The sequence below is a fragment of the Actinomadura rugatobispora genome (assembly GCF_055379765.1).
Window position 1 is genome coordinate 1,578,969 of sequence record NZ_AP029191.1, and the last position, 21,957, is coordinate 1,600,925.

At 73.5% G+C, this 21,957-nt stretch carries 22 protein-coding genes; 7 read left to right on the forward strand and 15 right to left on the reverse strand.

All coding sequences use genetic code 11. From position 1 onward, the window contains the following. Positions 1 to 27 precede the first annotated feature (27 nt). Positions 28 to 918 (forward strand): LysR family transcriptional regulator, encoded by an 891-nt coding sequence (locus ACZ466_RS06450; protein ID WP_378285736.1) that lies wholly within the window; start codon positions 28 to 30, stop codon positions 916 to 918. Here the strand turns inward: ACZ466_RS06450 and ACZ466_RS06455 are convergent. Next, a complete protein-coding gene (locus tag ACZ466_RS06455; RefSeq protein ID WP_378285735.1) occupies positions 915 to 1,091 on the reverse strand; it encodes a hypothetical protein in 177 nt (58 codons plus the stop codon). The two genes, ACZ466_RS06450 and ACZ466_RS06455, sit on opposite strands and share 4 nt — an antisense overlap. Before the next feature lie 136 nt (positions 1,092 to 1,227). Here ACZ466_RS06455 and ACZ466_RS06460 point away from each other — a divergent pair, with 136 nt between their 5' ends. After that, positions 1,228 to 2,445, forward strand: coding sequence for a saccharopine dehydrogenase family protein (locus tag ACZ466_RS06460; protein WP_378285734.1), 1,218 nt, complete (start codon positions 1,228 to 1,230; stop codon positions 2,443 to 2,445). Here ACZ466_RS06460 and ACZ466_RS06465 read toward each other — a convergent pair. Continuing rightward, on the reverse strand, positions 2,442 to 3,623 hold the full coding sequence (locus ACZ466_RS06465; RefSeq protein WP_378285733.1) for a sensor histidine kinase: 1,182 nt from the start codon (positions 3,621 to 3,623) through the stop codon (positions 2,442 to 2,444). The genes ACZ466_RS06460 and ACZ466_RS06465 overlap by 4 nt on opposite strands. Then, positions 3,620 to 4,276 (reverse strand): response regulator, encoded by a 657-nt coding sequence (locus ACZ466_RS06470; RefSeq protein ID WP_378285732.1) that lies wholly within the window; start codon positions 4,274 to 4,276, stop codon positions 3,620 to 3,622. The genes ACZ466_RS06465 and ACZ466_RS06470 overlap by 4 nt, the downstream gene beginning before the upstream one ends. Positions 4,277 to 4,459: 183 nt before the next feature. On the opposite strand from ACZ466_RS06470, the gene ACZ466_RS06475 reads away from it, so the two are divergent. Next, entirely contained in the window at positions 4,460 to 5,434 is a 975-nt protein-coding gene (locus ACZ466_RS06475) for a phosphoribulokinase (protein ID WP_378285731.1), read from the forward strand. A gap of 254 nt (positions 5,435 to 5,688) precedes the next feature. Here the strand turns inward: ACZ466_RS06475 and ACZ466_RS06480 are convergent, their stop codons facing one another. The 6 genes from ACZ466_RS06480 to ACZ466_RS06505 all read right to left on the reverse strand — a co-directional run bounded on the left by ACZ466_RS06480 (position 5,689) and on the right by ACZ466_RS06505 (position 9,342). Further along, positions 5,689 to 6,807: a potassium channel family protein gene (locus tag ACZ466_RS06480; RefSeq protein WP_378285730.1), complete on the reverse strand. Its 1,119-nt coding sequence runs from the start codon at positions 6,805 to 6,807 to the stop codon at positions 5,689 to 5,691. Between the two features lie 131 nt (positions 6,808 to 6,938). Continuing rightward, positions 6,939 to 7,301: a hypothetical protein gene (locus ACZ466_RS06485; protein ID WP_378285729.1), complete on the reverse strand. Its 363-nt coding sequence runs from the start codon at positions 7,299 to 7,301 to the stop codon at positions 6,939 to 6,941. Between the two features lie 110 nt (positions 7,302 to 7,411). After that, complete coding sequence (locus ACZ466_RS06490; protein ID WP_378285728.1) at positions 7,412 to 7,870, reverse strand: peroxiredoxin; 459 nt, start codon at positions 7,868 to 7,870, stop codon at positions 7,412 to 7,414. A gap of 113 nt (positions 7,871 to 7,983) precedes the next feature. Next, complete coding sequence (locus ACZ466_RS06495; RefSeq protein ID WP_378285727.1) at positions 7,984 to 8,412, reverse strand: DUF3052 domain-containing protein; 429 nt, start codon at positions 8,410 to 8,412, stop codon at positions 7,984 to 7,986. Between the two features lie 205 nt (positions 8,413 to 8,617). Next, complete coding sequence (locus tag ACZ466_RS06500; RefSeq protein WP_378285726.1) at positions 8,618 to 9,025, reverse strand: secondary thiamine-phosphate synthase enzyme YjbQ; 408 nt, start codon at positions 9,023 to 9,025, stop codon at positions 8,618 to 8,620. A 92-nt stretch (positions 9,026 to 9,117) separates the two neighbouring features. Then, the gene (locus ACZ466_RS06505) at positions 9,118 to 9,342 is read right to left on the reverse strand and encodes a DUF1918 domain-containing protein (RefSeq protein WP_378285725.1); all 225 of its coding nucleotides are present in this window, start codon (positions 9,340 to 9,342) and stop codon (positions 9,118 to 9,120) included. 334 nt (positions 9,343 to 9,676) lie between these two features. On the opposite strand from ACZ466_RS06505, the gene aceE reads away from it, so the two are divergent. Further along, positions 9,677 to 12,460: a pyruvate dehydrogenase (acetyl-transferring), homodimeric type gene (gene aceE / locus ACZ466_RS06510; RefSeq protein WP_378285724.1), complete on the forward strand. Its 2,784-nt coding sequence runs from the start codon at positions 9,677 to 9,679 to the stop codon at positions 12,458 to 12,460. 523 nt (positions 12,461 to 12,983) lie between these two features. Beyond that, entirely contained in the window at positions 12,984 to 13,733 is a 750-nt protein-coding gene (locus ACZ466_RS06515; protein ID WP_378285723.1) for a hypothetical protein, read from the forward strand. A gap of 41 nt (positions 13,734 to 13,774) precedes the next feature. Here the strand turns inward: ACZ466_RS06515 and ACZ466_RS06520 are convergent, their stop codons facing one another. From ACZ466_RS06520 to ACZ466_RS06530, 3 genes are all read right to left on the reverse strand, one after another. After that, positions 13,775 to 14,161, reverse strand: coding sequence for a VOC family protein (locus tag ACZ466_RS06520; protein ID WP_378285722.1), 387 nt, complete (start codon positions 14,159 to 14,161; stop codon positions 13,775 to 13,777). 125 nt (positions 14,162 to 14,286) lie between these two features. After that, positions 14,287 to 15,006 (reverse strand): helix-turn-helix transcriptional regulator, encoded by a 720-nt coding sequence (locus tag ACZ466_RS06525; protein WP_378285721.1) that lies wholly within the window; start codon positions 15,004 to 15,006, stop codon positions 14,287 to 14,289. Positions 15,007 to 15,035: 29 nt separating this feature from the next. Continuing rightward, positions 15,036 to 15,986, reverse strand: coding sequence for an alpha/beta fold hydrolase (locus ACZ466_RS06530; RefSeq protein ID WP_378285720.1), 951 nt, complete (start codon positions 15,984 to 15,986; stop codon positions 15,036 to 15,038). Positions 15,987 to 16,132: 146 nt separating this feature from the next. On the opposite strand from ACZ466_RS06530, the gene ACZ466_RS06535 reads away from it, so the two are divergent. Then, positions 16,133 to 16,906, forward strand: a complete 774-nt coding sequence (locus tag ACZ466_RS06535; RefSeq protein WP_378285719.1) for a 3-hydroxybutyrate dehydrogenase — start codon at positions 16,133 to 16,135, stop codon at positions 16,904 to 16,906. 11 nt (positions 16,907 to 16,917) lie between these two features. Continuing rightward, on the forward strand, positions 16,918 to 18,798 hold the full coding sequence (locus tag ACZ466_RS06540; protein WP_378285718.1) for a helix-turn-helix domain-containing protein: 1,881 nt from the start codon (positions 16,918 to 16,920) through the stop codon (positions 18,796 to 18,798). Between the two features lie 53 nt (positions 18,799 to 18,851). On the opposite strand, the gene ACZ466_RS06545 is transcribed toward ACZ466_RS06540, so the two are convergent. Genes ACZ466_RS06545 through ACZ466_RS06555 form a run of 3 tightly spaced genes read right to left on the reverse strand, consistent with a single transcriptional unit; the run spans position 18,852 to position 21,955 of the window. After that, entirely contained in the window at positions 18,852 to 19,847 is a 996-nt protein-coding gene (locus ACZ466_RS06545; protein WP_378285717.1) for a branched-chain amino acid ABC transporter permease, read from the reverse strand. After that, positions 19,844 to 20,707 (reverse strand): branched-chain amino acid ABC transporter permease, encoded by an 864-nt coding sequence (locus tag ACZ466_RS06550; RefSeq protein ID WP_378285716.1) that lies wholly within the window; start codon positions 20,705 to 20,707, stop codon positions 19,844 to 19,846. Before ACZ466_RS06550 ends, ACZ466_RS06545 begins: the two co-directional genes overlap by 4 nt. Before the next feature lie 9 nt (positions 20,708 to 20,716). Continuing rightward, positions 20,717 to 21,955 (reverse strand): ABC transporter substrate-binding protein, encoded by a 1,239-nt coding sequence (locus tag ACZ466_RS06555; RefSeq protein ID WP_378285715.1) that lies wholly within the window; start codon positions 21,953 to 21,955, stop codon positions 20,717 to 20,719. Positions 21,956 to 21,957: the final 2 nt, after the last annotated feature.

The following is a 21,957-nucleotide window of genomic DNA, read 5'->3' on the forward strand; positions in this document are numbered from 1 at the left end:
ATCAGTTGATCGAGGAGGTCGGGCGGGGTGACGGAGGCGCGGCTGCGGACGTTCGTGGCGCTGGCCGACACCGGGTCGGTGCGGGAGGCGGCGCGGCGGCTGTACGTGACCGAGTCGGCGGTGTCGGCCTCGGTGGCGGCGCTGGGACGGGACCTGGGCGTCCCGCTCGTGCGGCGGGTGGGGCGCGGGGTCGCCCTGACCGAGGCGGGGACGGTGTACGCCGCGTACGCCCGCCGGGTCCTGGGGCTGCTCGACCAGGGCCGGGCGGCGGCGCGCGGGGCGGCCGATCCGGGGCGCGGCACGCTGCGGCTGGCGGCCGTGACGACCGCCGCCGACCAGGTCCTGCCGGGTCTGCTGGCGGGTTTCCGGGGACGGTGGCCGGGGGTGGAGCTGGCGCTGGAGGTGGGGCCCAGCCGGCGGGTGTGGGGCAGCCTGGGGGCGCACGAGGCGGATCTGGTGCTGGCCGGGCGTCCTCCGGCGGGGGCGGCGGCGACCGTGCTGGCGCGCCGTCCCAACGAGCTGGTGGTGGTGGCGGCGCCGGAGCTGGCGGCGGGGTTCGCGGAGGCCGTGACGCCGTGGGTGATGCGGGAGCCGGGGTCGGGCACGCGGGTCACGGCGGAGGCGTATCTGGCCGAGCGCGGAGTGGACCCGCCGAGCCTGGTGCTGGGGTCGAACGGCGCGGTGGTCGCGGGGGCGGCGGCCGGGCTGGGCGTGGCCCTGGTGTCGCGGGACGCGGTGGGCGCCGAGCTGGCGGCGGGCCGGCTGGTCGTGGTGGACGCGCCGGGGATGCCGCTGGACCGGCCGTGGCACGCGGTCTGCGGCCCGGAGCCCACGCCGACGACGCTGCTGTTCGTCCGGCATCTGCTGGACGCCCCCGGCTGGACCGCTCCAGAGGGAACCCCGCCGGAGAACCGCTAACCGGCCGAGGAGGCCATCCAGACGGCCAGGGCGAGCAGCAGCAGGCTGCCCGCGATCATGATCACTCCGGTCCGGCTCCAGCGCGCCGCCGAGCCCGGCCCGGCCGGCAGGAAGCGCGCCCAGCCCAGCAGCACCAGAGCGGCGATGCCCATCGCCGCGGCGCCAATCGTCACGTCGCCCTCCCCTGCCCCGCCCGTCGGACATCGTATGCGGGCTTGGGCGGAATGCCCCACATGCGCGTGGCGGGGACCCCACGGGTACGGCGACCGCGACAGAATCGGATTCAGTCCGACGCAAGGAGAGGTTGCCATGACCGCCGACGGCTCGCCCCACCGCCCCTACGACCCCGACCGCCCCTACGACATCGTCCTGTTCGGCGCCACCGGCTTCACCGGCGGGCTGACCGCCGAGTACCTGGCCGCGAACGCCGGCCCGGCCACCCGCTGGGCGCTGGCCGGACGCAACCCCGGCAAGCTGGAGGCGGTCCGCGCGCGGCTCGCCGCGATCGACCCGGCCCTCAAGGACCTGCCGCTGCTGCACGCCGACAGCACCGACTCCGCCTCCCTGGACGCCGTCGCCCGCGCCGCCCGCGTCGTGATCAGCACCGTCGGCCCGTACGAGAAGCACGGCGGGCCGCTGGTGGCCGCGTGCGCGCGGGCCGGCACCGACTACCTCGACCTGACCGGCGAGCCCACGTTCGTGGACCGGATGTACGTCCTCCACCACGAGGAGGCGCGGCGCACCGGGGCCAGGATCGTGCACGCCTGCGGCTTCGACTCCATCCCCTACGACCTCGGCGTGTACTACACCGTCCAGCGGCTGCCCGAGGGCGTGCCGCTGCACGTGGAGGGCTTCGTGCGGGCCAGCGCCCAGGTGTCCGGCGGCACCCTGCACTCGGCGATCGGGATCTTCTCGGACGTCCCCGGCATGCTGCGGGCCGAGCGCGAGCGGCGCCGGATCGAGCCCCGGCCGGAGGGCCGCCGGATCCGGGTCTCCGCGCGGCCCGTCCCGCGCACCCGCGTCGGGGACGGCTGGACGCTGCCGATGTCGACCCTGGACCCGCGGATCGTGGCGCGCTCGGCCGCCGCGCTCGACCGCTACGGCCCCGACTTCAGCTACGGCCAGTACGTCGCCGTCAAACACCTGGCCACCGCCGCGGGCCTGGCCGGCGGGCTCGGCGCCGTCATCGGGCTGGCGCAGCTGCCGCCCACCCGGTCGCTGCTGCTGCGGCTGGCCACCGCGCCCGGCGAGGGCCCCTCGGCGGAACGGCGCGCGCGGAACTGGTTCAGCGTGAAGTTCGCCGGCGAGGGCGGCGGCGAACGGGTCGTCACCGAGGTCGCGGGCGGCGACCCCGGCTACGGCGAGACGGCCAAGATGCTGGCCGAGTCGGCGCTGTGCCTGGCCCACGACGACCTTCCCGCGACCTCCGGGCAGGTCACCACCGCCGTCGCCATGGGCGACGCGCTCATCGGACGGCTCGACCGCGCCGGGCTGACCTTCCGCGTCCTGGAACCCCCGGCCCGTTAGGAGCGCGGCACCGGGATCACGGCCTCGACGGTCGTGCCGACGCCCCTGCGGCTGCTGACGATCACCCGTCCGCCCAGCAGCTCGGCGCGCTCGGCCATGCCGCGCAGCCCGTAGGAATCGGGACGGCGGCCCGGCCCCCGGCCGCCGCCGCGCGAGGCGTACACGTCCTGGATCGAGAAACCGACGCCGTCGTCCTTGACCACCAGCCGCACCCGCTCGCGGTCGTGCTCCAGCAGCAGGTCCACGTAGGACGCGGACGCGTGCCGCACGCAGTTGCCGACGGCCTCCTGCGCGATCCGGTACAGCGCGGTCTGGACGTGGTCGGGCAGCGCGTCCTCCAGCTCCCCCGACACGGCCACGGTCACGTCCAGCCCGTCGCCGCGCGGCGGCGGGCCGCCGACCTCCCGGGCGAGGGTGGCCAGCGCCGCGGACAGGCCGAGGTCGTCCAGCACCGGCGGCCGCAGCCCGCCGATCGCGGCGCGGGTCTCGGCGGCGGCCAGCTCGCACAGCTCCCGCGCGTGCCGGATCTGCCGGCGCGCCTCGGGATGGTGGTCGGGCAGCGCGCCCTCGGCCGCCGACAGGTGGAAGCCCAGCCCGGCGAGCCGCTGCGCGATGCCGTCGTGGATCTCCCGGCTGAGCCGCGACCGCTCGGCCTCCTGGACCTCCACGGCCCGTTCCGCGAACCGCTCGGCGGCGTGCTCGCGCTCCTGCGCGGCGCGCAGCCGGCGGCACGAGCACAGCACCGGCGCGAACAGCTCGGCCAGCGCGGTCACCAGCACCACGTCCTCGGGCAGGCAGCGCCCGGCGGACCGCACGTCCACCACCGCGATCGTGGACCGGCCGCTGTGCACGGGCACCGCCACGCCCCGGCCGTCGGCGTGCACGCGGGTGCGGCCGTGCGCGGCGGCCCAGCCGACGTCGCCCTCCCCCAGCGGCACCGGCGGCCCGCCCGGCCCCCGGAGGGCCCGCTCGTCCTCGTCGAGGACGTACACGTCGCAGAACGCCAGCTCGCGGGACGAGCGCACGACCAGCCCGGCCAGTTCCGCGGCCATCTCCGGCAGGGCGCGGTCGGAGCAGGCGACGGTCACGATCCGCACCAGCAGGTCGCGCCCGCGCCCGGCCAGCAGTTCCAGCGGCCCCGGCACGGCGGCGCCCGCCTCCGCCCCGGCGGCGGTCACCGGAACAACCCCTCGCGCAGGGCGACGGCGATCGCCGCCGACCGGTCGGTCACCTCCAGCTTGCGGTACAGCGCCCGCAGATGGCTCTTGACCGTCTCCTCGCTGAGCACCAGCCGCGAGGCGATCGCCTTGTTCGACAGCCCGCCGACCAGCAGCGACAGCACCTCGCTCTCGCGCTGGGTGAGGCCCCGGTTGGCGCCGGGCCAGAACTCGCCGCGGGTGAGGCGGGCGGCGGTGACCGCCATCCGGCCCGCCAGGGTCGGGTCGACGACGGTCTCCCCCTGGGTGACCTCCTCCAGGCGGCGGACCAGCTCCGAGCCGTCCACCCGCTTGAGCAGGTAGCCGCCGGCGCCGGCGCGCAGGGCCTCGAAGACGTACTGCTCGTCGTCGTACACCGACAGGAACACCACCCGGGCCTCGGGCACCCGGGTGGTGATCACCCGGCACAGGTCCAGCCCGCTCTCCTGGCCGAGCCGCACGTCCAGCAGGACCACGTCGGGACGGAGGCCGGTGACCAGCCGGGTGGCCTCGTCGGAGGTGCCGGCCTGCCCGACGACGCGCACGCGTCCCGCGAAACCGGCCAGCATCGCCTGCAGGCCGGCGAGGATCATCTCGTGGTCGTCGACGAGGACGACGCGCACAGGGGGGCCCATTCCGGCACGATAACAACCGGAAGCTACTCGCCAGTAGGCCCCTCCGGCCAGTAGTCGACAGGTAGCCGGGCAGACTGTGCCGGCGTCTCACCCCCGGACTCACCTGATTGGGGGACGCACCAGCCCGGCGGCCGCCCTAGCGTCCTTCACGACAACGCGAACCCCGCCGGACGGAGGACACAGGTGCCCCATCGGATCGTGCACATGCTCCGGGCGCGCGGGTCGGGCCGGCGCCCGGTCATGCTCGCCATCGCCGGGGACAGCGCCGCGGGCAAGACGACACTGACCAGGGGGCTCGTGCAGTGTCTCGGGGCGGACCGGATGACCGCGGTCTGCGTGGACGACTACCACCGCTACGACCGGGCCGAGCGCAGGGACAAGCCCTTCACGGCGCTGCACCCCGACTGCAACCACGTCGACATCATGGAGCAGCACCTGCAACTGCTGTCCATGGGCGAGCCGATCCTCAAACCCGTGTACGACCACGCGACCGGGGCTCTGGTGCGCCCCGAACTGGTGGAGCCCCGCGACTTCGTGATCGTGGAGGGGCTGCTGCCGCTGCACACCCGGCTGGCCCGCGCCTGCTTCGACATCACCGTCTACCTGGACCCGCCCGAACGGCTGCGGCACGCGTGGAAGGTGCGCCGCGACTGCGAGAAGCGCGGCTACACCCCTGAGCAGGTCGCGGCCGAACTGGCCCGGCGGGAGCCCGAGAGCGCCGCCTACATCCGTCCCCAGCGCAGGTGGGCCGACATCGTCGTCCGGTTCGCGCCCGTCGCCGAACGGCACGACCCGCCGGACACGCCGCTCTCGGCCGAGCTGCTGCTGCGTCCCACCATCGACCACCCCGAGCTCGGCGGGGTCGTCGGCGAGGCCGACCCGGGCGGCGGCGAGACCGCCATGCACCTGCGGCTCCACCGCGACACCGACGGCCGCCCCGTGGACGCCCTGCACGTCCACGGCTACGTCTCCCCCGACGAGTCGCAGGTGGTCAAGAAGGCCATCTGGGAACGGCTCGGACCCCGCGCCGGCAACGGCGCCCTGGACCCCGGCGCGCTCGGGCGCTTCGGCGAGAACGGCACCAGCGACCCCCTCGCCATCACCCAGCTGCTGCTCCTCTACCACCTGCTCGACGCCGACCGCCGCCAGGCCGCCTGACGGCGCCCGCGGCCCGAAGACCCGCCGGGCGGTGGTGAAACGCCGGCTCCACGCCGTCCACGGCGGCGACCCGCCACCGCCCGGCGCCCGGACTCCCCGCACGGGGAGCGTCCGGATCCCCGATTCCGCGGACGCGCGGGGAGGCCCCGGTCCTGCCCTTCCGGGCCGCGCGACCGCGGCGAGCCAGGAGGACACCTCGGTGGGCGCCAGAGGTGCCCTCCTGGCTCACCCCCTCGGAACCCGTCTCCCGGCGCTCAATCCTGTATGGCCTGTATGGCCTGTATGGCCTGTACGGCGCCCACGACCGTCCCCTCGGACAGCTCGTGCCAGGGGATCTCCGGCCGGTCCGGCGCCACCACCGCCAGCGACTGCCCGCCCCGGACGGTGTCCCCGGGCTCGGCGGCCAGCCGGAACCTGGCGTTGGGCCGGTGCGAGTCCCCCACGGCCAGCAGCGTGCTGCCCCGCCGCAGCAGGAAGATCGCCAGCTCCAGCCGGGGCCACTCGCCCGCCCCCTCGGGCACGTCCACCCGGAACAGCGTCGAGTCGGTGTCCAGCGTGCTGGCCAGGTTGTGGTAGATCGAGGCGATCCCGGGATTGCGGATCGCGACCGCGACCACCGCGGGATCGTCCAGGTCCACCGGCTCGATCCCGCCGCCGATCAGATCCAGCGCCTCGGTGATCTCCGCGCGGCGCCCGCCGTCGTGCACCCCGGCCAGCAGATGGACCGGCGCGCCGCCGTGCCGCCGCAGGTAGGCGTTGACGCCGAGCATCACCCGGACGGTCTCGTCGTCGTTGCGCCCCGCGACCAGGACGGTCCGGGCGTCCTCCAGCCGGGCCCGCTCGTAGGCGGTGTCGTCGAAGAGCACGACGTCGTACAGCTCGGGGTCGGGGTTGTCGCCCGGCAGTTGCTCCTGCCAGAAGACGGTGGCCACCGGGGTCTTGGCGTACTCGGAATCGGCGCGCAGCTGGCCGATGATCGCGCGCAGCCCGTCCCGCTCGTAGCCGATGATCACGATGTGCCGGCGGTGGTGCAGCCGGGCCCGCCCGTTGGCCTTCATCGTCCTGCCCTTCGCCATCCAGAGGGTCAGCTCCGCGAACAGCATCAGCCCGGCGGTCAGCCCGGCCACGATGACGACCGCGCCGCCGATCCGGCCGCCGGCGGTCTCCGGGTACAGGTCGCCGTAGCCGGTGGTGGTGCCGCTGACGAAGAAGTACCAGAGGTAGTGCGGCGGGTCCCTGATCTCGGCGCCGGGCTTCTCGAACGCGGCGATGAGCAGCCAGCCGAGCACCGCGGCCGCCAGCAGCACCAGGGCGGGCGCGCGCCAGGCCCGGGCGGCGATCCGGTGGACCACGCGCATGACGAGGAACGGCATCGTCGGACCCCCCGTCGCTCGCTCGCGGATGTGCGTCGCAGCGTGGCACCCGACAAATAAGACGTCAACCCCCAGAACGGCCGACACCGGCCGGACCCCACCGATCGCCCGAATCGCCCGGCCTCGGGCTCTCAGGCGCCCGGCGACCGCTTGAAGAAGCGGGTCAGCGCCGCGGCCACCTCCTCCGACAGGCCGGTATCGGCCGGATGGGCGCCCGAGGGCACGAGATCGCCGGCGGGCGACGCCTCGCCCGCCGCGTCGTCCCGTACCGCCTCGCGGGTGTGGCCGCAGTCGCGGCACTCGATCTCGCCGAGCCGGCAGCCCAGCGCCACCGATCCGCACGCGTCGCAGTGGTCGAGCGGGGCCGAGCCGTCGTGGGCGGCCTGGCAGCCGGGGCAGATCAGCACCTGCCGGTCGGCGCGGACCCCGCGCTTCCACGGGCTCGCGCCGCGCACGGGGTCGGTCTGCCGCGCCCCGCATCGGAAGCAGGGCATCACACCTCCAGGGGTGCGGGGGCCGGAGGCCCGCCGCCGCCTGCCCGCCGGGCGCCCGGACAAGGGCGCGCGGCGGGCACGGGCGGTCAGGCGGGCCGGCCCGGAATCACTCAGAGTCCGGCGAGCGCCTTGCGGTACTCGTCGAGGTCCCGCGCGTCGGGAATGGCGTTGACGACCTTCCAGCGCACGACGCCCCCGGTGTCGATGACGAAGGTGCCGCGCAGCGCCAGCCCCTTCTCCTCGTCGAAGACCCCGTACGCCTGCGCGGTGCCGCCGTGCGGCCAGAAGTCCGCCAGCAGCGGGAACTGGTACTTCTCCTGGTCGGACCAGGCGCGCAGCGCGAACATCGAGTCGACCGACACCGCGAGCACCTGGACGTCGTCCCCGCCGAGCGTGGGCAGCTCGTCGCGGATCGCGCAGAGCTCACCCGTGCAGACGCCGCTGAACGCAAGCGGATAGAACACCAGGACCACGTTCTTCCGGCCCCGGAAATCCGACAGCTTCACCGGGGTGCCGTGCTGGTCCTTCAGCTCGAAGTCCGGTGCGACGTCGCCTACCTCAACCGCCATGCCTCTCCCGCGGGTCGATTCCCCCGCTCGCCTGCGGGGGTGGAGTTCGTCCTACGGGGGCCAGTCTGCCATCCCGCCCCGTCGGGGCGGCGGGCGGCAAGGACCTCAAGAATTCACTTGTGGCCCTTGGGGGCGACCAGGCGGGTGCCCGACCACTCCCTGGCGGCGCTGACGCTGCTGGTCTGGGCCAGACCCGCCGTCTGGGCGGCCTCGCCGATGTCGCTCGGCTCCACGTGGCCGTCCCGGCCCGCCTTGGGCGTCAGGAGCCAGATGTGGCCGCCACCGGTCAGGGGCACCATCGCGTTGGTGAGCTCGTCGAAGAGGTCACCGTCCTCTTCACGCCACCACAGCAGCACGACGTCGACCACGTCCTCGTAGTCTTCATCGACCAGCTCGTTCCCGGTGACGGCCTCGACGGAGTTGCGGAGCTCCTCGTCGACGTCGTCATCGAAGCCGATCTCCTGCACCACCTGGCCCGCCTTGAGGCCGAGCCGTTCGGCCAGGCTGCGCTCAGACTGCGCCTGACCCGCGGTCGCGCTCACGAAAGTCCTCCCATGGTCGGTAGTCCGCCAGTTGCGATTCCGTGCCGCCCTGGTGGCGACCCCTCCGCACTGGTTCGGGTTTTGCGGGACAGTCCACACAAGTAGACGGCCCCAGCGCAAGTGTCTGCCCGGCTTTTGGTGGCCTCATGGGACCGATTACGGCTTCGGTGGTCAATGGACACCTGCCGAGCGTAACAACGCGGGCTCATCCCGCGAGAAACGTCAACCGTACCTGACGGTCGGGGTTGTCGAGATTCAGATCCACCAGAGCCACCGACTGCCACGTGCCCAGGGCGAGCCGTCCGCCCAGCACGGGCACCGTTGCGTACGGCGGGACCAGCGCGGGCATCACGTGCGACCGGCCGTGGCCCCGGGAGCCGTGCGCGTGCCGCCAGCGGTCGTCGGCCGGCAGCAGATCGCCCAGCGCCGCCAGCAGGTCGTCGTCGCTGCCCGCCCCCAGCTCGATGATCGCGATGCCGGCGGTGGCGTGCGGCACGAAGACGTGCAGCAGCCCGTCGCCGCCCCGCGAGGCGGCGAAACGCTCGCACTCGCCCGTGATGTCGTGCACGACCTCCCGCTTCCCGGTGGCCACCTGGACCACGGTGCTCTCCATGCCTCCAGGTGTACCCCATCCGGGCCGTGGTCGCGCGGAGGCGGGCCCGCGAGCGCGAGCGGCGCCCCGGCGGGCTCCGGGGCCCTACCGGCTCACCGGGCGCCCTCGCGGGCGCGCTCCCCGGCACGGTGCTCATGGGGCCCCTCGACGACCGCGTCGGGCCCCGGGAAGACCAGGCAGGTGTGGCCGTCGTCGAAACGGACCATGTAGGGCGGTCCGCCCGACGGGCCGCGGACCTCGACGATCTCACCGGACCTGTCGGGCTGTCCGACGGTGTTGCCGTGCACGTGCAGCCGATCTCCGATCGATGCGTTCATCACTCCCCCAGGCGCGTGCGGCCGCGGCCGGTTCCGCGACCGCTCCGGGCATGGCGCCGTCCGCTGTTCCCAGCGCGTACGGTTCCAGCTTCGTACGTCTTCCGTGCCTCGTCGAGGGGGCCGTCAAACCCGGTCCGAGCTGCGCGTTCACGGTCCGGGCACTCCCGGTGACCGGCCACAATGGTTACTGGTTGGTAGAGATGCGTTAGCCGAAATAAACGGCGACGATGGGATCACGATCCACCACGGCCGACAGCCGTGCACGAGGCCGCCGCCGGCTCACCGGGCGGGCGCCGGGCTCACCAGAGAAGACGGTAAGCGCAGAGGGGACCCCGTGGCTTCCGGACGTCAACGCTATTCGATCATCAGTGACGGGCTGCCGAGCCAGCTGCCGGACATCAACCCGGACGAGACCCGGGAGTGGCTGGAGTCGCTCGACACGGTGATCAAGACCGAGGGCCGCAGCCGGGCACGCTATGTGATGCTCAGGCTGCTGGAGCGTGCCCGCGAGCAACAGGTCGGGGTGCCCGGCCTGCGCAGCACCGATTTCATCAACACCATCCCGCCGGAGAGGGAGCCCTGGTTCCCCGGCGACGAGCACATCGAACGGCGGATCCGGGCCTACATCCGGTGGAACGCGGCGATCATGGTGTCCCGCGCCAACCGCCCCGAACTGGGCGTCGGCGGCCACATCGCCACCTACGCCTCGGCCGCCTCCCTCTACGAGGTCGGCTTCAACCACTTCTTCCGCGGCAAGGACCACGGCGAGTCCGGCGACCAGGTCTTCCTCCAGGGCCACGCCGCCCCGGGCATCTACGCCCGCGCCTACCTGGAGGGCCGCCTCCCGCAGGACAAGCTGGACGGCTTCCGGCAGGAGATGTCCCATCCGGGCGGCGGGCTGTCGTCCTACCCGCACCCGCGGCTGATGCCGGACTTCTGGGAGTTCCCCACGGTGTCCATGGGCCTCACCGCGATCGACTCGATCTACCAGGCCCGCTTCAACCGCTACCTCTACAACCGCAAGATCAAGGACACCTCGCGGTCGCACGTGTGGGCGTTCCTGGGCGACGGCGAGATGGGCGAGCCCGAGTCGCTGGGCGCCATCGGCCTGGCCGCCCGCGAGGAGCTGGACAACCTCACCTTCGTCGTCAACTGCAACCTGCAGCAGCTCGACGGCCCGGTGCGCGGCAACGGCAAGATCATCCAGGAGCTGGAGTCGTACTTCCGCGGCGCCGGCTGGAACGTGATCAAGGTGGTGTGGGGCCGCGACTGGGACCCGCTGCTGGCCCAGGACGCCGACGGCGTGCTGGTCAACAAGATGAACACCACGCCCGACGGCCAGTTCCAGACCTACACCGTCGAGTCCGGCGCCTACATCCGCGACCACTTCTTCGGCGACGACCCGCGGCTGCGCAAGATGGTCGAGCACCTGTCCGACGACGACCTGCGCAAGCTCTCGCGCGGCGGGCACGACTACCGCAAGGTGTACGCGGCGTTCAAGGCCGCCCGCGAGCACGTCGGCCAGCCGACCGTCATCCTCGCCCACACCATCAAGGGCTGGACGCTGGGCCCCGACTTCGAGGCCCGCAACGCCACCCACCAGATGAAGAAGCTCACCAAGGCCGAGCTGAAGGAGTTCCGCGACCGGCTCTACCTCGACATCCCGGACTCGGCGCTGGAGCAGCCGCTGCCGCCGTACTACCACCCGGGCGAGGACTCCGACGAGATCGAGTACATGCGCGAGCGACGCGCCGCGCTGGGCGGGTTCCTGCCCAAGCGGGTGGTGCGGGCCAAGGCGCTCAAACTGCCCGGCGACCCGGTGTACGCGGAGCTGAAGAAGGGCTCGGGCAAGCAGAACGTCGCCACCACCATGGCGTTCGTCCGGCTGCTCAAGGACCTGATCAAGGACGAGAACATCGGCGCCCGGTTCGTCCCGATCGCTCCGGACGAGTACCGGACGTTCGGCATGGACTCGCTGTTCCCCACGTCCAAGATCTACGCCCCGCACGGGCAGACCTACGAGGGCGTCGACCGCAAGCTGCTGCTCGCCTACAAGGAGTCCGAGCAGGGCCAGATGCTGCACGAGGGCATCAGCGAGGCCGGCTCGATGGCCTCGGCCATCGCCGCGGGCACCGCGTACGCCACGCACGGCGAGCACATGATCCCGGTCTACATCTTCTACTCGATGTTCGGGTTCCAGCGGACCGGCGACCAGATGTGGGCGCTCGGCGACCAGATGGGCCGCGGCTTCCTGCTCGGCGCCACCGCGGGCCGCACCACCCTCACCGGTGAGGGCCTCCAGCACGCCGACGGGCACTCGCCGCTCATCGCGGCCACCAACCCGGCGTGCGTGCACTACGACCCGACCTGGGCGTTCGAGCTGGCGCACATCGTGCAGGACGCGCTGCGCCGGATGTACGGCTCGTCCGAGGAGCACCCGCAGGGCGAGAGCATCTTCTACTACCTGACGATCTACAACGAGCCGTACCAGCAGACCCCCGAGCCGGAGGGCCTCGACGTGCAGGGCCTCCTCAAGGGGCTCTACCGGCTGCGTCCGGCCCCCGAGACCGAGAACGGCCAGGCGCCCAAGGCCCAGATCATGGCCTCCGGCGTGGCGGGCCGCTGGGCCCTGGAGGCGCAGCGGCAGCTGGCCGAGGAGTGGGGCGTGGCCGCCGACGTGTGGTCGGCCACCTCGTGGAACGAGCTGGCCCGCGAGGCCCAGGCGTGCGACGAGTGGAACCTGCTGCACCCCGACGCCGAGGAGCGCGTCCCGTACGTCACCCGCGCCCTGGAGAACGCGCCCGGCCCGATCGTGGCGGTGTCGGACTTCATGCGGGCCGTACCGGACCAGATCGCGCCGTGGGTGACCGCGGACTACTCCTCGCTCGGCACCGACGGGTTCGGGTTCTCCGACACCCGCGCCGCCGCGCGCCGGGCGTTCCACGTGGACGCGGCGTCGATCACGCTGGCCGTGCTCACCCGGCTGGCCCGGCAGGGCGAGGTCAAGCCGGAGAGGCTGCAGCAGGCGATCGAGCGCTACCAGCTGAACGCCGACGTCAGCACCGTGTTCGCGGGCGGCGTGGGCTCGGCCGAGAGCAACACCGGCGGTGACGCCTGACCCGACCCGCGCACCGCTGAGCCCGCGCACCGCCGGGCGGCCGTGATCACGGAGGTGTAGGCCGTGATGACGCCGCGACGCGGGAACCTTCCCGCACTCCGGCGGCGGGCCGTCAGACCCCGCGCATGGGGGCTTCCGGGGCTCCCCAACGGTCCCGGAAGCCCCCACCCTCGTCTCTGGGACCTCCACGGGACGCTGCCAGCCCCCCAGGGCCCCTGGGAGCGCCCCCAGAGCCTGGGAGCCGCCCCGGAGCCTTGGAGCGGCCCCAAAGCCTTAGGCGGCCCCGGAGCCTTGGGACGGTTCCGGAGCTTGGGAGCGGCCCCGGAGCCTGGGAGCGGCCCCGGAACCTGAGGCGGTCGCGGAGCCTTGGGACAGTCGCGGAGTCTTGGAGCGGTTGCGGAGCCCCGAACTGCCCCTGAGCCTGGGGCGGTCCCGGGGGTTGAGGGTCCCGGTGGTTGGGGGCTTCTCAGGGTGTTGGGGGAACCGGGTGGCGTGGCGGGTGGGCGCGCGGTTGCATGGGCCGATGACCACCAGTGCGGGGGCGCCGGGCGAGGGGCGCATGCGGTTGCGGGCGCTGGCGCGTGCGGTGCCCGGGTCGCGCGGCCCGTGCCGGGTGCTGGAGCCGCGCGGGGCTCCGCACGGGCTGTGGGTCTGCCCGCCGTCGTCCGGCAACCTCGGGCTGATCGTGGGCTCGCGGGCCGGGCTGCTGCATCTGGGCGCCTGGTTCCGGATGGCCGCGATCAGTCCGCGCAGCCTCGTGCACCTGCCCGTCGGCGGGGCGCGGCCCGAGGGGATCCCGTGGTACGGCCCGCCCGAGGGTTCGGCCGATCTGGTGATCGTGCGTTCGGACCTCGGGCTGCGGCCGTCGGCCTGGCCGGGGGTCAGGCGGCGGCTGCCCGCCGGCCGTCCCGTCACCCTCCGCCCGCCTCCGCCCCGCGATCCGGCGGACGGGCGCCCCGGGCCTCCGCACGGCGGTCTCGCCTTGGCCGAGCCCGGGCGGGCGCTGCTGGTCAGCGGGCCCGCGGCGCTGCTGCTGCACACCGGCGACGTGATCAGCGCCGCCGGGGAGTGGATCGCCTCCGACCGGGACGTCCACCGCCACGGCTGGTCGCTGGTCGATTCGCTGACCGGCCTGCTCCGCGACGGCGGCCCCGCCCCGCGGCACCCGGAGCTGGACGTGGTCGGCGCCGACCCCCTCTTCCACAAGAGCCTCCGCCGCAAGCGCGCACACGCGAGGGGAGCCCTCACAAGCGCCGACCGGCGCGCCGGCTGATCGGCCGCCCCGGCGCGGAGGAGCGTCCGCCGGTGAGCCGGTCAGGCGGGGACGGGCGGGGGCGTGAACACGCCGAAGCGGTTGCCGGCCGGGTCGTGCAGGTAGGCGAAGACCAGGCCGCTGGCGGCGGTCGTGGGCTCCACCGCGACCTTGCCGCCGAGTTTCTCCGCCTGGGCGCAGGCGGCCTTCACGTCCTTGACCAGCACCAGGAACATCGCGTGGTTCTCGGCGCCGCCGGCGGTGTGGGCGATGCCGCCGCTGGGGGCCGTGGAGCCCGGGTAGCCGATCAGGTCGTAGCCGTCGGAGTCCGGGTCGAGGGTGAACTTCCAGCCGAACAGGCCGCCGTAGAAGCTCTGGGCTCCCTCGGAGTCGTCGGTGCCGATCTGGAACCAGCTGACGGTGTCGTACGCGGGGGCCTCCATGGCCATCACTGCCTCCGTGTCGTGGGTCGCGCGTCCGCGTCGTGCGGCGCGGGCACCACGATCCGGGAGGGGCGCGACAACCCCATGTCGGCGTTTCCGAACAGATTTTCGAACGAGTCCCGTTTCCGGGGTCAGACGAACTCCAGGGGCCGCATCACGTAGTCGGGCGGCGAGCCTCCGCCGCAGTCCTCCAGACGGCGCTCGGGGGCGACCTCGTCGAGCAGCCACGCCCGCCGCACCCGGTCGATCCGGAACACCCGGGAGTCGTCGCGCAACCGGCACCAGCCGAACAGGTACCAGCCCCTGGACGCGCCGGTGAAGGCGACCGGCTCGACCTCCCGCTCGGTCTCGGCGCCGTCGCGGTCGACGTAGGTCAGCCGCACCACCCGGCGGGCCGACATCGCCTCCTCCAGGACGGCGGGCACGGTCGCGGGCCGGGCGCCGGGCTCGGCGGCGGAGGGGTCGGCCAGGAACCGGATCCGGCCCGCCAGCTCGCGCGCGGTCGCGCCGTCGGCCGCCGACATCGCGGTGACGATCTTGTGCAGCGCGGTGCGGGCGGACCGGGCGAACGGCGAGCCGCCCGCCCGGCCCAGCACGATCGCGATCGCGACGGCCTCGGCGGGGGTGAAGTTGAGCGGCGGCAGCGTGCGGCTCTTGTCGAGGGTGTAGCCGCCGTTGCGGCCCACGTCGGCGAAGATCGGCACGCCGGCCTCCTGCAGCGCGCCGATGTCGCGCTCGATCGTCCGCACGCTCACCTCGTAGCGGGCGGCCAGCTCGCGCGCGCTGACCCGGCGCGGCGCCCGGGCCCGCAGCTCCTCCACCAAGGCGTACAGCCGGTCGGTACGGTTCACCCGGCGACCGTACGCCGCGCCTCCGACATTCAGAGGCCGCGCAGGAAGCCGATCACGGCCTCGTTCACCTCGCCGGGGCGCTCCTGCTGCGTCCAGTGGCCGCATCCGGCCAGCCACACCGTGTCGCGGAGGTTCGGGACGAAGTCGGCGAGCCGGTCGACCGCCCTCCGCGCGCCGCCCACCACCACCGGGTCGCGGTCGCCGGCGATGAAGAGCGCGGGCGGGGTGACCGGGGCGCGGTGCCAGGCGGCGGTGAGCTCCCAGTTGCGGTCGAGGTTGCGGTACCAGTTGAGGGGCCCGGTGAAGCCCGCGGTCTCGTACTCCCGCACGTAGGTGGCGATGTCCTCCTCGGTGAGCCAGTCCGGGAGCTCCTTCGGCTCGCGGCTCGCGTCGAGGAACCCGCCGCCGTCCGGGACGACCGGCAGCCCGCTCGGCTCGCCGGGCTCGGTGGCCGCCATCCGCCGGAACATCGCGCTCCGGTCCTGGTCGAACTCCGCCTCGGGCACGCCGGGCTGCTGGAAGTAGACCATGTAGAAGCCGTCGCCGAACGCCTCCCGCATCGCCTGCACCGGCGGCCGGGAGCTGCGCGGCCGGTGCGGCACCGACATGCCGATGACGCCGCGGACCCGTTCGGGACGGAACTGCGCGGCGGCCCAGGCGACGGGCGCGCCCCAGTCGTGTCCGGCGACGACCGCCTGCTCCTCGCCGAGCGCGTCGATCAGGCCGACCACGTCGCCGACCAGGTGGTGCATCGTGTACTGCGCGGGGTCGGCGGGGCCGCCCGTGCGGGCGTAGCCGCGCTGGTCGGGGGCCACCGCGTGGTAGCCGGCCTCGGCCAGCGCGACGAGCTGGTGGCGCCACGAGTACCAGCATTCGGGGAAGCCGTGCAGGAGCAGGACCAGCGGCCCGGACCCGGCCTCCGCGACGTGCATCCGCAGGCCGCTGGTGGACTCGACGAAACGGTGGGCGATCTCGGTCATGGGGGACACCTCCGCGTTCGCGGACGATCGATGAGCCTCCGACGCTAGCGCCCCCGCCCGACGCGGCGGCGACCCACATGGGACAGGGCCGGATTGTGTCGATCCACTCCATAGGTGGGCGGGCTCACGCTCCGTAAGTTCGGCGCATGACACCCCACACGGATGCCCGCCCGGACCTCTCCGGGCGCACCGCCCTGGTCACCGGCGCCGCGGGCGGTATCGGACTGGCCTGCGCGCGCCGTCTCGCGTCCGCCGGGGCCCATGTGGTGGTGGCCGACATAAGGTCGGACGCCGCGGCGGAGGCCGCCGCCAAGATCGGCGGCACCGCCCGGGCCGCCGATCTGGCCGACCTGGACGCGGCCGAGGCGCTGGGCCGCGACTGCGGCGCCGACATCCTGGTCAACAACGCCGGGTTCCAGCATGTGGCGCCGCTGGAGGAGTTCCCGCCGGAGGTCTTCTCGCGGATCATGCGGACGATGGTGGAGGCGCCGTTCCGGCTGGTCCGGGCGAGCCTGCCGGGCATGTACGGGCGGGGCTGGGGGCGGATCGTCAACATCTCCTCGGTGCACGGGCTGCGGGCCTCGCCGTACAAGGCGGCGTACGTGGCGGCCAAGCACGCCCTCGAAGGGCTGTCCAAGGTGATCGCGCTGGAGGGCGCCGAGCACGGGGTCACGTCCAACTGCGTGTGCCCCGCCTACGTCCGGACCCCGCTGGTGGAGGGGCAGATCGAGGACCAGGCGCGGGTGCACGGGATGTCGGCGGAGGCCGTGACCGCCGAGGTGCTGCTGGCCAAGGCCGCGGTGAAGCGGCTGATCGAGCCCGACGAGGTGGCGGAACTGGTCGCCTACCTGTGCGCGCCGCCCGCCGCGATGATCACCGGGGCGTCGCTGTCGCTCGACGGGGGGTGGACCGCGCATTGACAATGTCCCGCATGACCTGCACCGTCTTCCTCGAACTGCTGGCCCGGGAGGCGTCCCCCGTCGAGTTCGAGGGGCCGCTGGTGGAGGCGCGCGCGGCCGGCGCGGCGCCCGAGGCCCTGGCCGAACTGGAGGCCGCCAAGCTCGCCGCCCTCCGGGTGCGCACCATCATGCGCCGGCACGCGCGGCGGGAGGCCGAGCTGGCCGCGCTGTTCGACACCGCCGGCGACCTGGCCGGGCTGCGCGACCACGACGCGGTCCTGGAGGCGATCGTCCGCCGCGCCCGGCGCCTCCTGAACGCCGACATCGCCTACATGACGCTGAACGACGACGAGCGCGGCGACACCTACATGCGGGTGACCGACGGGTCGGTGTCGGCGGCGTTCCGGCGGCTGCGGCTGCCGATGGGCGCGGGCCTGGGCGGGCTCGTCGCGCAGACCGCGATGCCCTACACCAGCGCCCACTACCTGCACGACCCGCAGTTCCGGCACCGCGACTTCATCGACGACGCGGTGGCCGAGGAGGCGCTGGTGGCGATCCTCGGCGTGCCGATGCGGCTGGGCAGCCGGGTGATCGGCGTGCTGTACGCGGCCAACCGCAGCGAGCGCCCGTTCGACCCGGAGGAGGCGGTGCTGCTCGGCTCGCTGGCCGCGCACGCCGCCGTCGCGATCGACAACGCCCGCCTGCTGGAGGAGACCCGGACGGCGCTGGAGGAGCTGAGCGCGGCCAACGAGGTCGTGCAGGCGCGCAGCGCGGCGGTGGAGCGGGCCGCGCAGGCGCACGACCGGATGACCGCGCTGGTGGTGCGGGGCGGCGGCGCCGAGGACGTGGCGGCGGTCGTCACCGAGATCCTCGGCGGCACTCTGCACGTCCTGGACGCCGAGGGCCGCTCCCTGGCCACCTCCGGCGCCCCGGCGCCGCTGGACGGCGACGAGCTGTCGGGGGTGCTGGCCGCCGCGTACTCGGCCCGCGCGCAGGGCCGCACGGTCCGGCGCGGCGACCTGTGGATCGCGTCGGTCTCCACCGGCGACGAGGTGCTGGGCACGCTGGTGCTGCGCACCCGCGAGGAGGTCTCCGACGCCGACCAGCGCATCCTGGAGCGCGCCGCGCTGGTCACGGCGCTGCTGATGCTGCTGCGGCGCAGCGTGACCGAGGCCGAGGGGCGGGTGCGCGGCGAGCTGCTGGACGACCTGCTGGCCGGGCGGGCCACCGACACCGAGGCGCTGAAGGCCCGTGCGCACCGGGTGAACGTGGATCTCGAGGCGCCGCACGTGGTGCTGTCGGCCCGCTGCGCCTCACCCGAGCACCGCGGGCGCGCGGCGTTCTGGGCGTCCTCGCACGCCGCCGTGGCGCGCGGCCTGGCGGCGGCGCGCGGCGAGGAGATCGTGCTGCTGCTGCCGGGGGACCGTCCCGGGGACGCGGCCCGCCGGGTCGCCAAGGAGCTGGGCGCGTCGCTGAACGCCCCGGCCACGGTCGGCGCCGCCGGCCCGGTCCGCGCCCCGGACGCGATCGTCTCCGCGCACGCCGAGGCGCAGCGCTGCGCGGAGGCGCTGCTGGCGCTGGGCCGCACCGGCGACGGCGCGGGCGCGACCGAGCTGGGCTTCGTGGGCCTGCTGATCGGCGAGGGCCGCGACGTCGGCGGCTTCCTCACCGGCGCCCTGGGCCCGGTCCTGGAGTACGACGCCCGCCGCGGCACCACCCTCGTCCGCACCCTGGAGGACTACTTCGGCACCGGCTGCAGCCTGTCGAAGACCGCCGAGCGCCTGCACATCCACGTCAACACCGTCACCCAGCGCCTCGACCGCGTGGCCCGCCTCCTCGGCGACGACTGGCAGGCCCCCGACCGCACCCTGGAGATCCAGCTGGCCCTGCGCCTCCACCGCCTCCGCCGCTAGGCAGACGACGGGCCCGCCGGTAGCGGGCCCGTCGTCAGGTAGGGGTTCGGCGGTCAGGTTCGGGCGTCCACCGTCGTGCGTTCGGGGGTGGAGGGGGCTTCGGGGCGGCGGCGGGACGGGCGGGTGGTCAGGAGGTGGCGGGCGGTGCCCCAGATGCCCCGGCGGAAGAGGAGCACGACGGCGATGAAGATGGAGCCGGTGACGATGCCGATCTCCTGGAAGCCCGCGGTGGCGAGGTAGTCGTGCAGCTGGACGATCAGGGCCGCCCCCACCACCGCTCCCCACAGGGTGCCGATGCCGCCCAGGACGACCATCATCACGGCCTGGCCCGAGGTCGTCCAGTAGACCTCCTGCAGGGAGGCGAAGCCGTGGCTGATGGCGAACAGTCCTCCGGCTATGCCGGACAGGGCGGCGGACAGGACGAAGGCGAGCAGCTTGTAGCGGTCCACGGGGTAGCCGAGGGCGCGGGCGCGCGCGGGGTTGTCGCGGATGGACACCAGGACGCGCCCGAACGGTGACCGGACGATGCGCCAGGCCGCGAAGAGCCCGAACAGCACGAAGGGCAGGCCCGCGTAGTAGAAGAAGAACGGGTCGGACAGGTCGAGCCCGAAGAACTCACGCGGGATGCCCTGCAGGCCGTTCTCTCCCCCGGTGACGTCCCGCCACTGGTTGGCGACGAAGTACAGCATCTGGGCGAAGGCCAGGGTGACCATGGCGAAGTAGATGCCGCTCAGCCGTACCGAGAGGAAGCCGATCGGAACCGCGAGCAGGGCGGCGAACACGGCGCCGCCAAGGATGGCCAGCGGGAACGGCAGGCCGGAGTGCAGGGCGATGAGGCCGGTGCAGTACGCCGACCCGCCCCAGAAGGCGGCGTGCCCGAACGACAGCAGCCCGGTGAAGCCGAGCAGCAGGTCCACGGCCGCGGCGAACAGCGCCCAGCAGGCGATGTCCAGGGCGACCGGCGGATACACCATCCAGGGGAGGGCGAGGGCGGCGAAGAGGCCGAGGGCCAGCAGGACCGGGCGTCCGGCAAGCTTGGAGAGGATCAACGGAACGCCTCCTCGCGTCCGAACAGGCCGGCCGGGCGCCACAGCAGGACGACGGCCATGAGGATGAACACCAGCGTCTGGGAGAGCGCGGGGACGTACAGGTTGCCCAGCGCCGACACCAGCCCGACGGCGAAGCCGGCGGCGACCGAGCCGAACACCGAGCCGAGCCCGCCGATGACCACGACCGCGAACACGGTGATGATCAGGTCGGCGCCCATCAGCGGGTTGACCGCGCGCATCGGCGCGGCCAGCACCCCGGCGAACCCGGCCAGGGCGATCCCGAAGCCGAAGACGGGGGTGACCCAGCGGCCGACGTCGATGCCGAGGGCGCGGGTGAGCTCGGGCCGCTCGGTGGCGGCGCGGACGATCATCCCGACCCGGGTGCGGGTGAGGACGACCCAGACCGCGCCGCACACCACGGCCGACACGGCCAGCACGAACACCTGGTACGCGGGGTAGCTGAAGGCCACCAGGTCGATCGAGCCGCTCAGCGCGGACGGGCGGGGGTAGGGCTGGGATTGCACGCCGTACTGCCGCTTGACCAGGTCCTGCAGGATCAGCGCCAGCCCGAAGGTGAACAGGAAGTTGTAGAGGGGGTCCAGGGGCGTGAGCCGCCGGATGAACAGCCTCTCCAGGACGACCCCCACGACCCCCAGCACGACCGGGACCAGCAGCAGGGCGAGCCAGAAGTTCACGCCGAAGGAGTCGAGGAGCACGAACGCCCCGAAGGCGCCGAGCATGTAGAACGCGCCGTGGGCGAAGTTGACGACGCCGAGCATGCCGAAGATGACGGCGAGGCCGAGGGCGAGCAGGGCGTAGAACGCCCCGCCCACCAGCCCGTTGAACGCCTGCTGGAGCATGCCGGCCGCCTACAGCTTGCAGGCCGGGTCGGGCTGCGGCTGGAACGCCTCCGACGCCGGGATGGTCTTGAGGATCCGCTGGTAGTCCCAGGGCTCCTTGACCTCGCTGGACGGCTTCACCTGCGCGAGGTAGGCGTCGTGCAGGAGCAGGTGGTCCTGGGCGCGGATGGTGCCGTTGCGGGCGAAGACGTCCTCGACCTTGCGGCCCTCGAGCTGCTTGACGACGTCGTCGGAGGCGTCGGTGCCGCCGCGCTGCACGGCCTCCAGGTACTGGAGGGCGGCCGAGTAGTTGGCGGCGTGCACGGAGGTGGGACGCTTGCCCGTCTTGGCCTGGAACTTGTCGGCCCAGGCGCGGTTCTGCGGGTTGGCGTTCCAGTACCAGGCGTCGGTGAAGCGGGTCCCGGCCATGGCGTCGGGGCCGAGGGAGTGGATGTCGGTGAGGAACATCAGGCCCGCGGCGAGCTGCACGCCCTTGTCCTTGAGCTTGTACTCGTTGTACTGCTTCACCAGGTTGACGAGGTCACCGCCGGCCTGCATGGTGCCGAGCACCTGCGGCTTGGGGTTGAGGCCCGGCGCCTTGAGGAGGAAGGTCGAGAAGTTGTCGTTGGGGAACGGCGCCGGATCGGCCTTGACCACCTGGCCGCCCGCCGCCTGCACGGCCGCGGTGAACGTCTTGTTCATGTCCTGCCCGAACGCGTAGTCCGGGTAGACGATGTACCAGTTCTTGGCGCCGTCCCGGGTGACGGCCGTGCCGGTGCCGTGCGCCAGCATGTAGGAGTTGTAGCCGTAGTGGAAGGTGTACTTGTTGCACTGCTTGCCTTCCAGCTCGGTCGTCGCGGCGCCCACGTCGATGAAGATCTTCTTCTTGTTCTTGGCGACGTTGGCGACGGCGAGCGCGGCCGAGGAGGTCGGCACGTCCAGGATCATGTCGGCGCGCTGCCGGTCGTACAGCTCCTGGGCCTTGGTGTTGGCGACGTCGGGCTTGTTCTGGTGGTCGGCGGAGACGACCTCGACCTCCTTGGCCGCGGCCTTGTCCCCGTACTTGGCCTTGTAGTCGGCGACGGCCATCCGCACGGCCTCGATGCTGTTGCGGCCGGACAGGTCGGCGTAGATGGCGGTCTGGTCGTTGAGCACGGCCAGCACCACCTTGCCGTCGCTGATCTTCCCTCCGCCGCCGCCCGGTCCCCCCGCGCAGCCGGCCAGCAGCACTCCCGCGGCGGCGAGGCCGCCCCAGCCCATGAGTCTCATCG

Bases quoted from the DNA above. Each gene is read 5' to 3' on its own strand.
- ACZ466_RS06460 (WP_378285734.1), top strand. From the start codon at position 1,228: ATGACCGCCGACGGCTCGCCCCACCGCCCCTACGACCCCGACCGCCCC.
- ACZ466_RS06470 (WP_378285732.1), bottom strand. From the start codon at position 4,276: ATGGGCCCCCCTGTGCGCGTCGTCCTCGTCGACGACCACGAGATGATC.
- ACZ466_RS06480 (WP_378285730.1), bottom strand. From the start codon at position 6,807: ATGCCGTTCCTCGTCATGCGCGTGGTCCACCGGATCGCCGCCCGGGCC.
- ACZ466_RS06485 (WP_378285729.1), bottom strand. From the start codon at position 7,301: ATGCCCTGCTTCCGATGCGGGGCGCGGCAGACCGACCCCGTGCGCGGC.
- ACZ466_RS06490 (WP_378285728.1), bottom strand. From the start codon at position 7,870: ATGGCGGTTGAGGTAGGCGACGTCGCACCGGACTTCGAGCTGAAGGAC.
- ACZ466_RS06500 (WP_378285726.1), bottom strand. From the start codon at position 9,025: ATGGAGAGCACCGTGGTCCAGGTGGCCACCGGGAAGCGGGAGGTCGTG.
- ACZ466_RS06505 (WP_378285725.1), bottom strand. From the start codon at position 9,342: ATGAACGCATCGATCGGAGATCGGCTGCACGTGCACGGCAACACCGTC.
- ACZ466_RS06515 (WP_378285723.1), top strand. From the start codon at position 12,984: ATGACCACCAGTGCGGGGGCGCCGGGCGAGGGGCGCATGCGGTTGCGG.
- ACZ466_RS06520 (WP_378285722.1), bottom strand. From the start codon at position 14,161: ATGGCCATGGAGGCCCCCGCGTACGACACCGTCAGCTGGTTCCAGATC.
- ACZ466_RS06530 (WP_378285720.1), bottom strand. From the start codon at position 15,986: ATGACCGAGATCGCCCACCGTTTCGTCGAGTCCACCAGCGGCCTGCGG.
- ACZ466_RS06535 (WP_378285719.1), top strand. From the start codon at position 16,133: ATGACACCCCACACGGATGCCCGCCCGGACCTCTCCGGGCGCACCGCC.
- ACZ466_RS06540 (WP_378285718.1), top strand. From the start codon at position 16,918: ATGACCTGCACCGTCTTCCTCGAACTGCTGGCCCGGGAGGCGTCCCCC.
- ACZ466_RS06550 (WP_378285716.1), bottom strand. From the start codon at position 20,707: ATGCTCCAGCAGGCGTTCAACGGGCTGGTGGGCGGGGCGTTCTACGCC.
- ACZ466_RS06555 (WP_378285715.1), bottom strand. From the start codon at position 21,955: ATGAGACTCATGGGCTGGGGCGGCCTCGCCGCCGCGGGAGTGCTGCTG.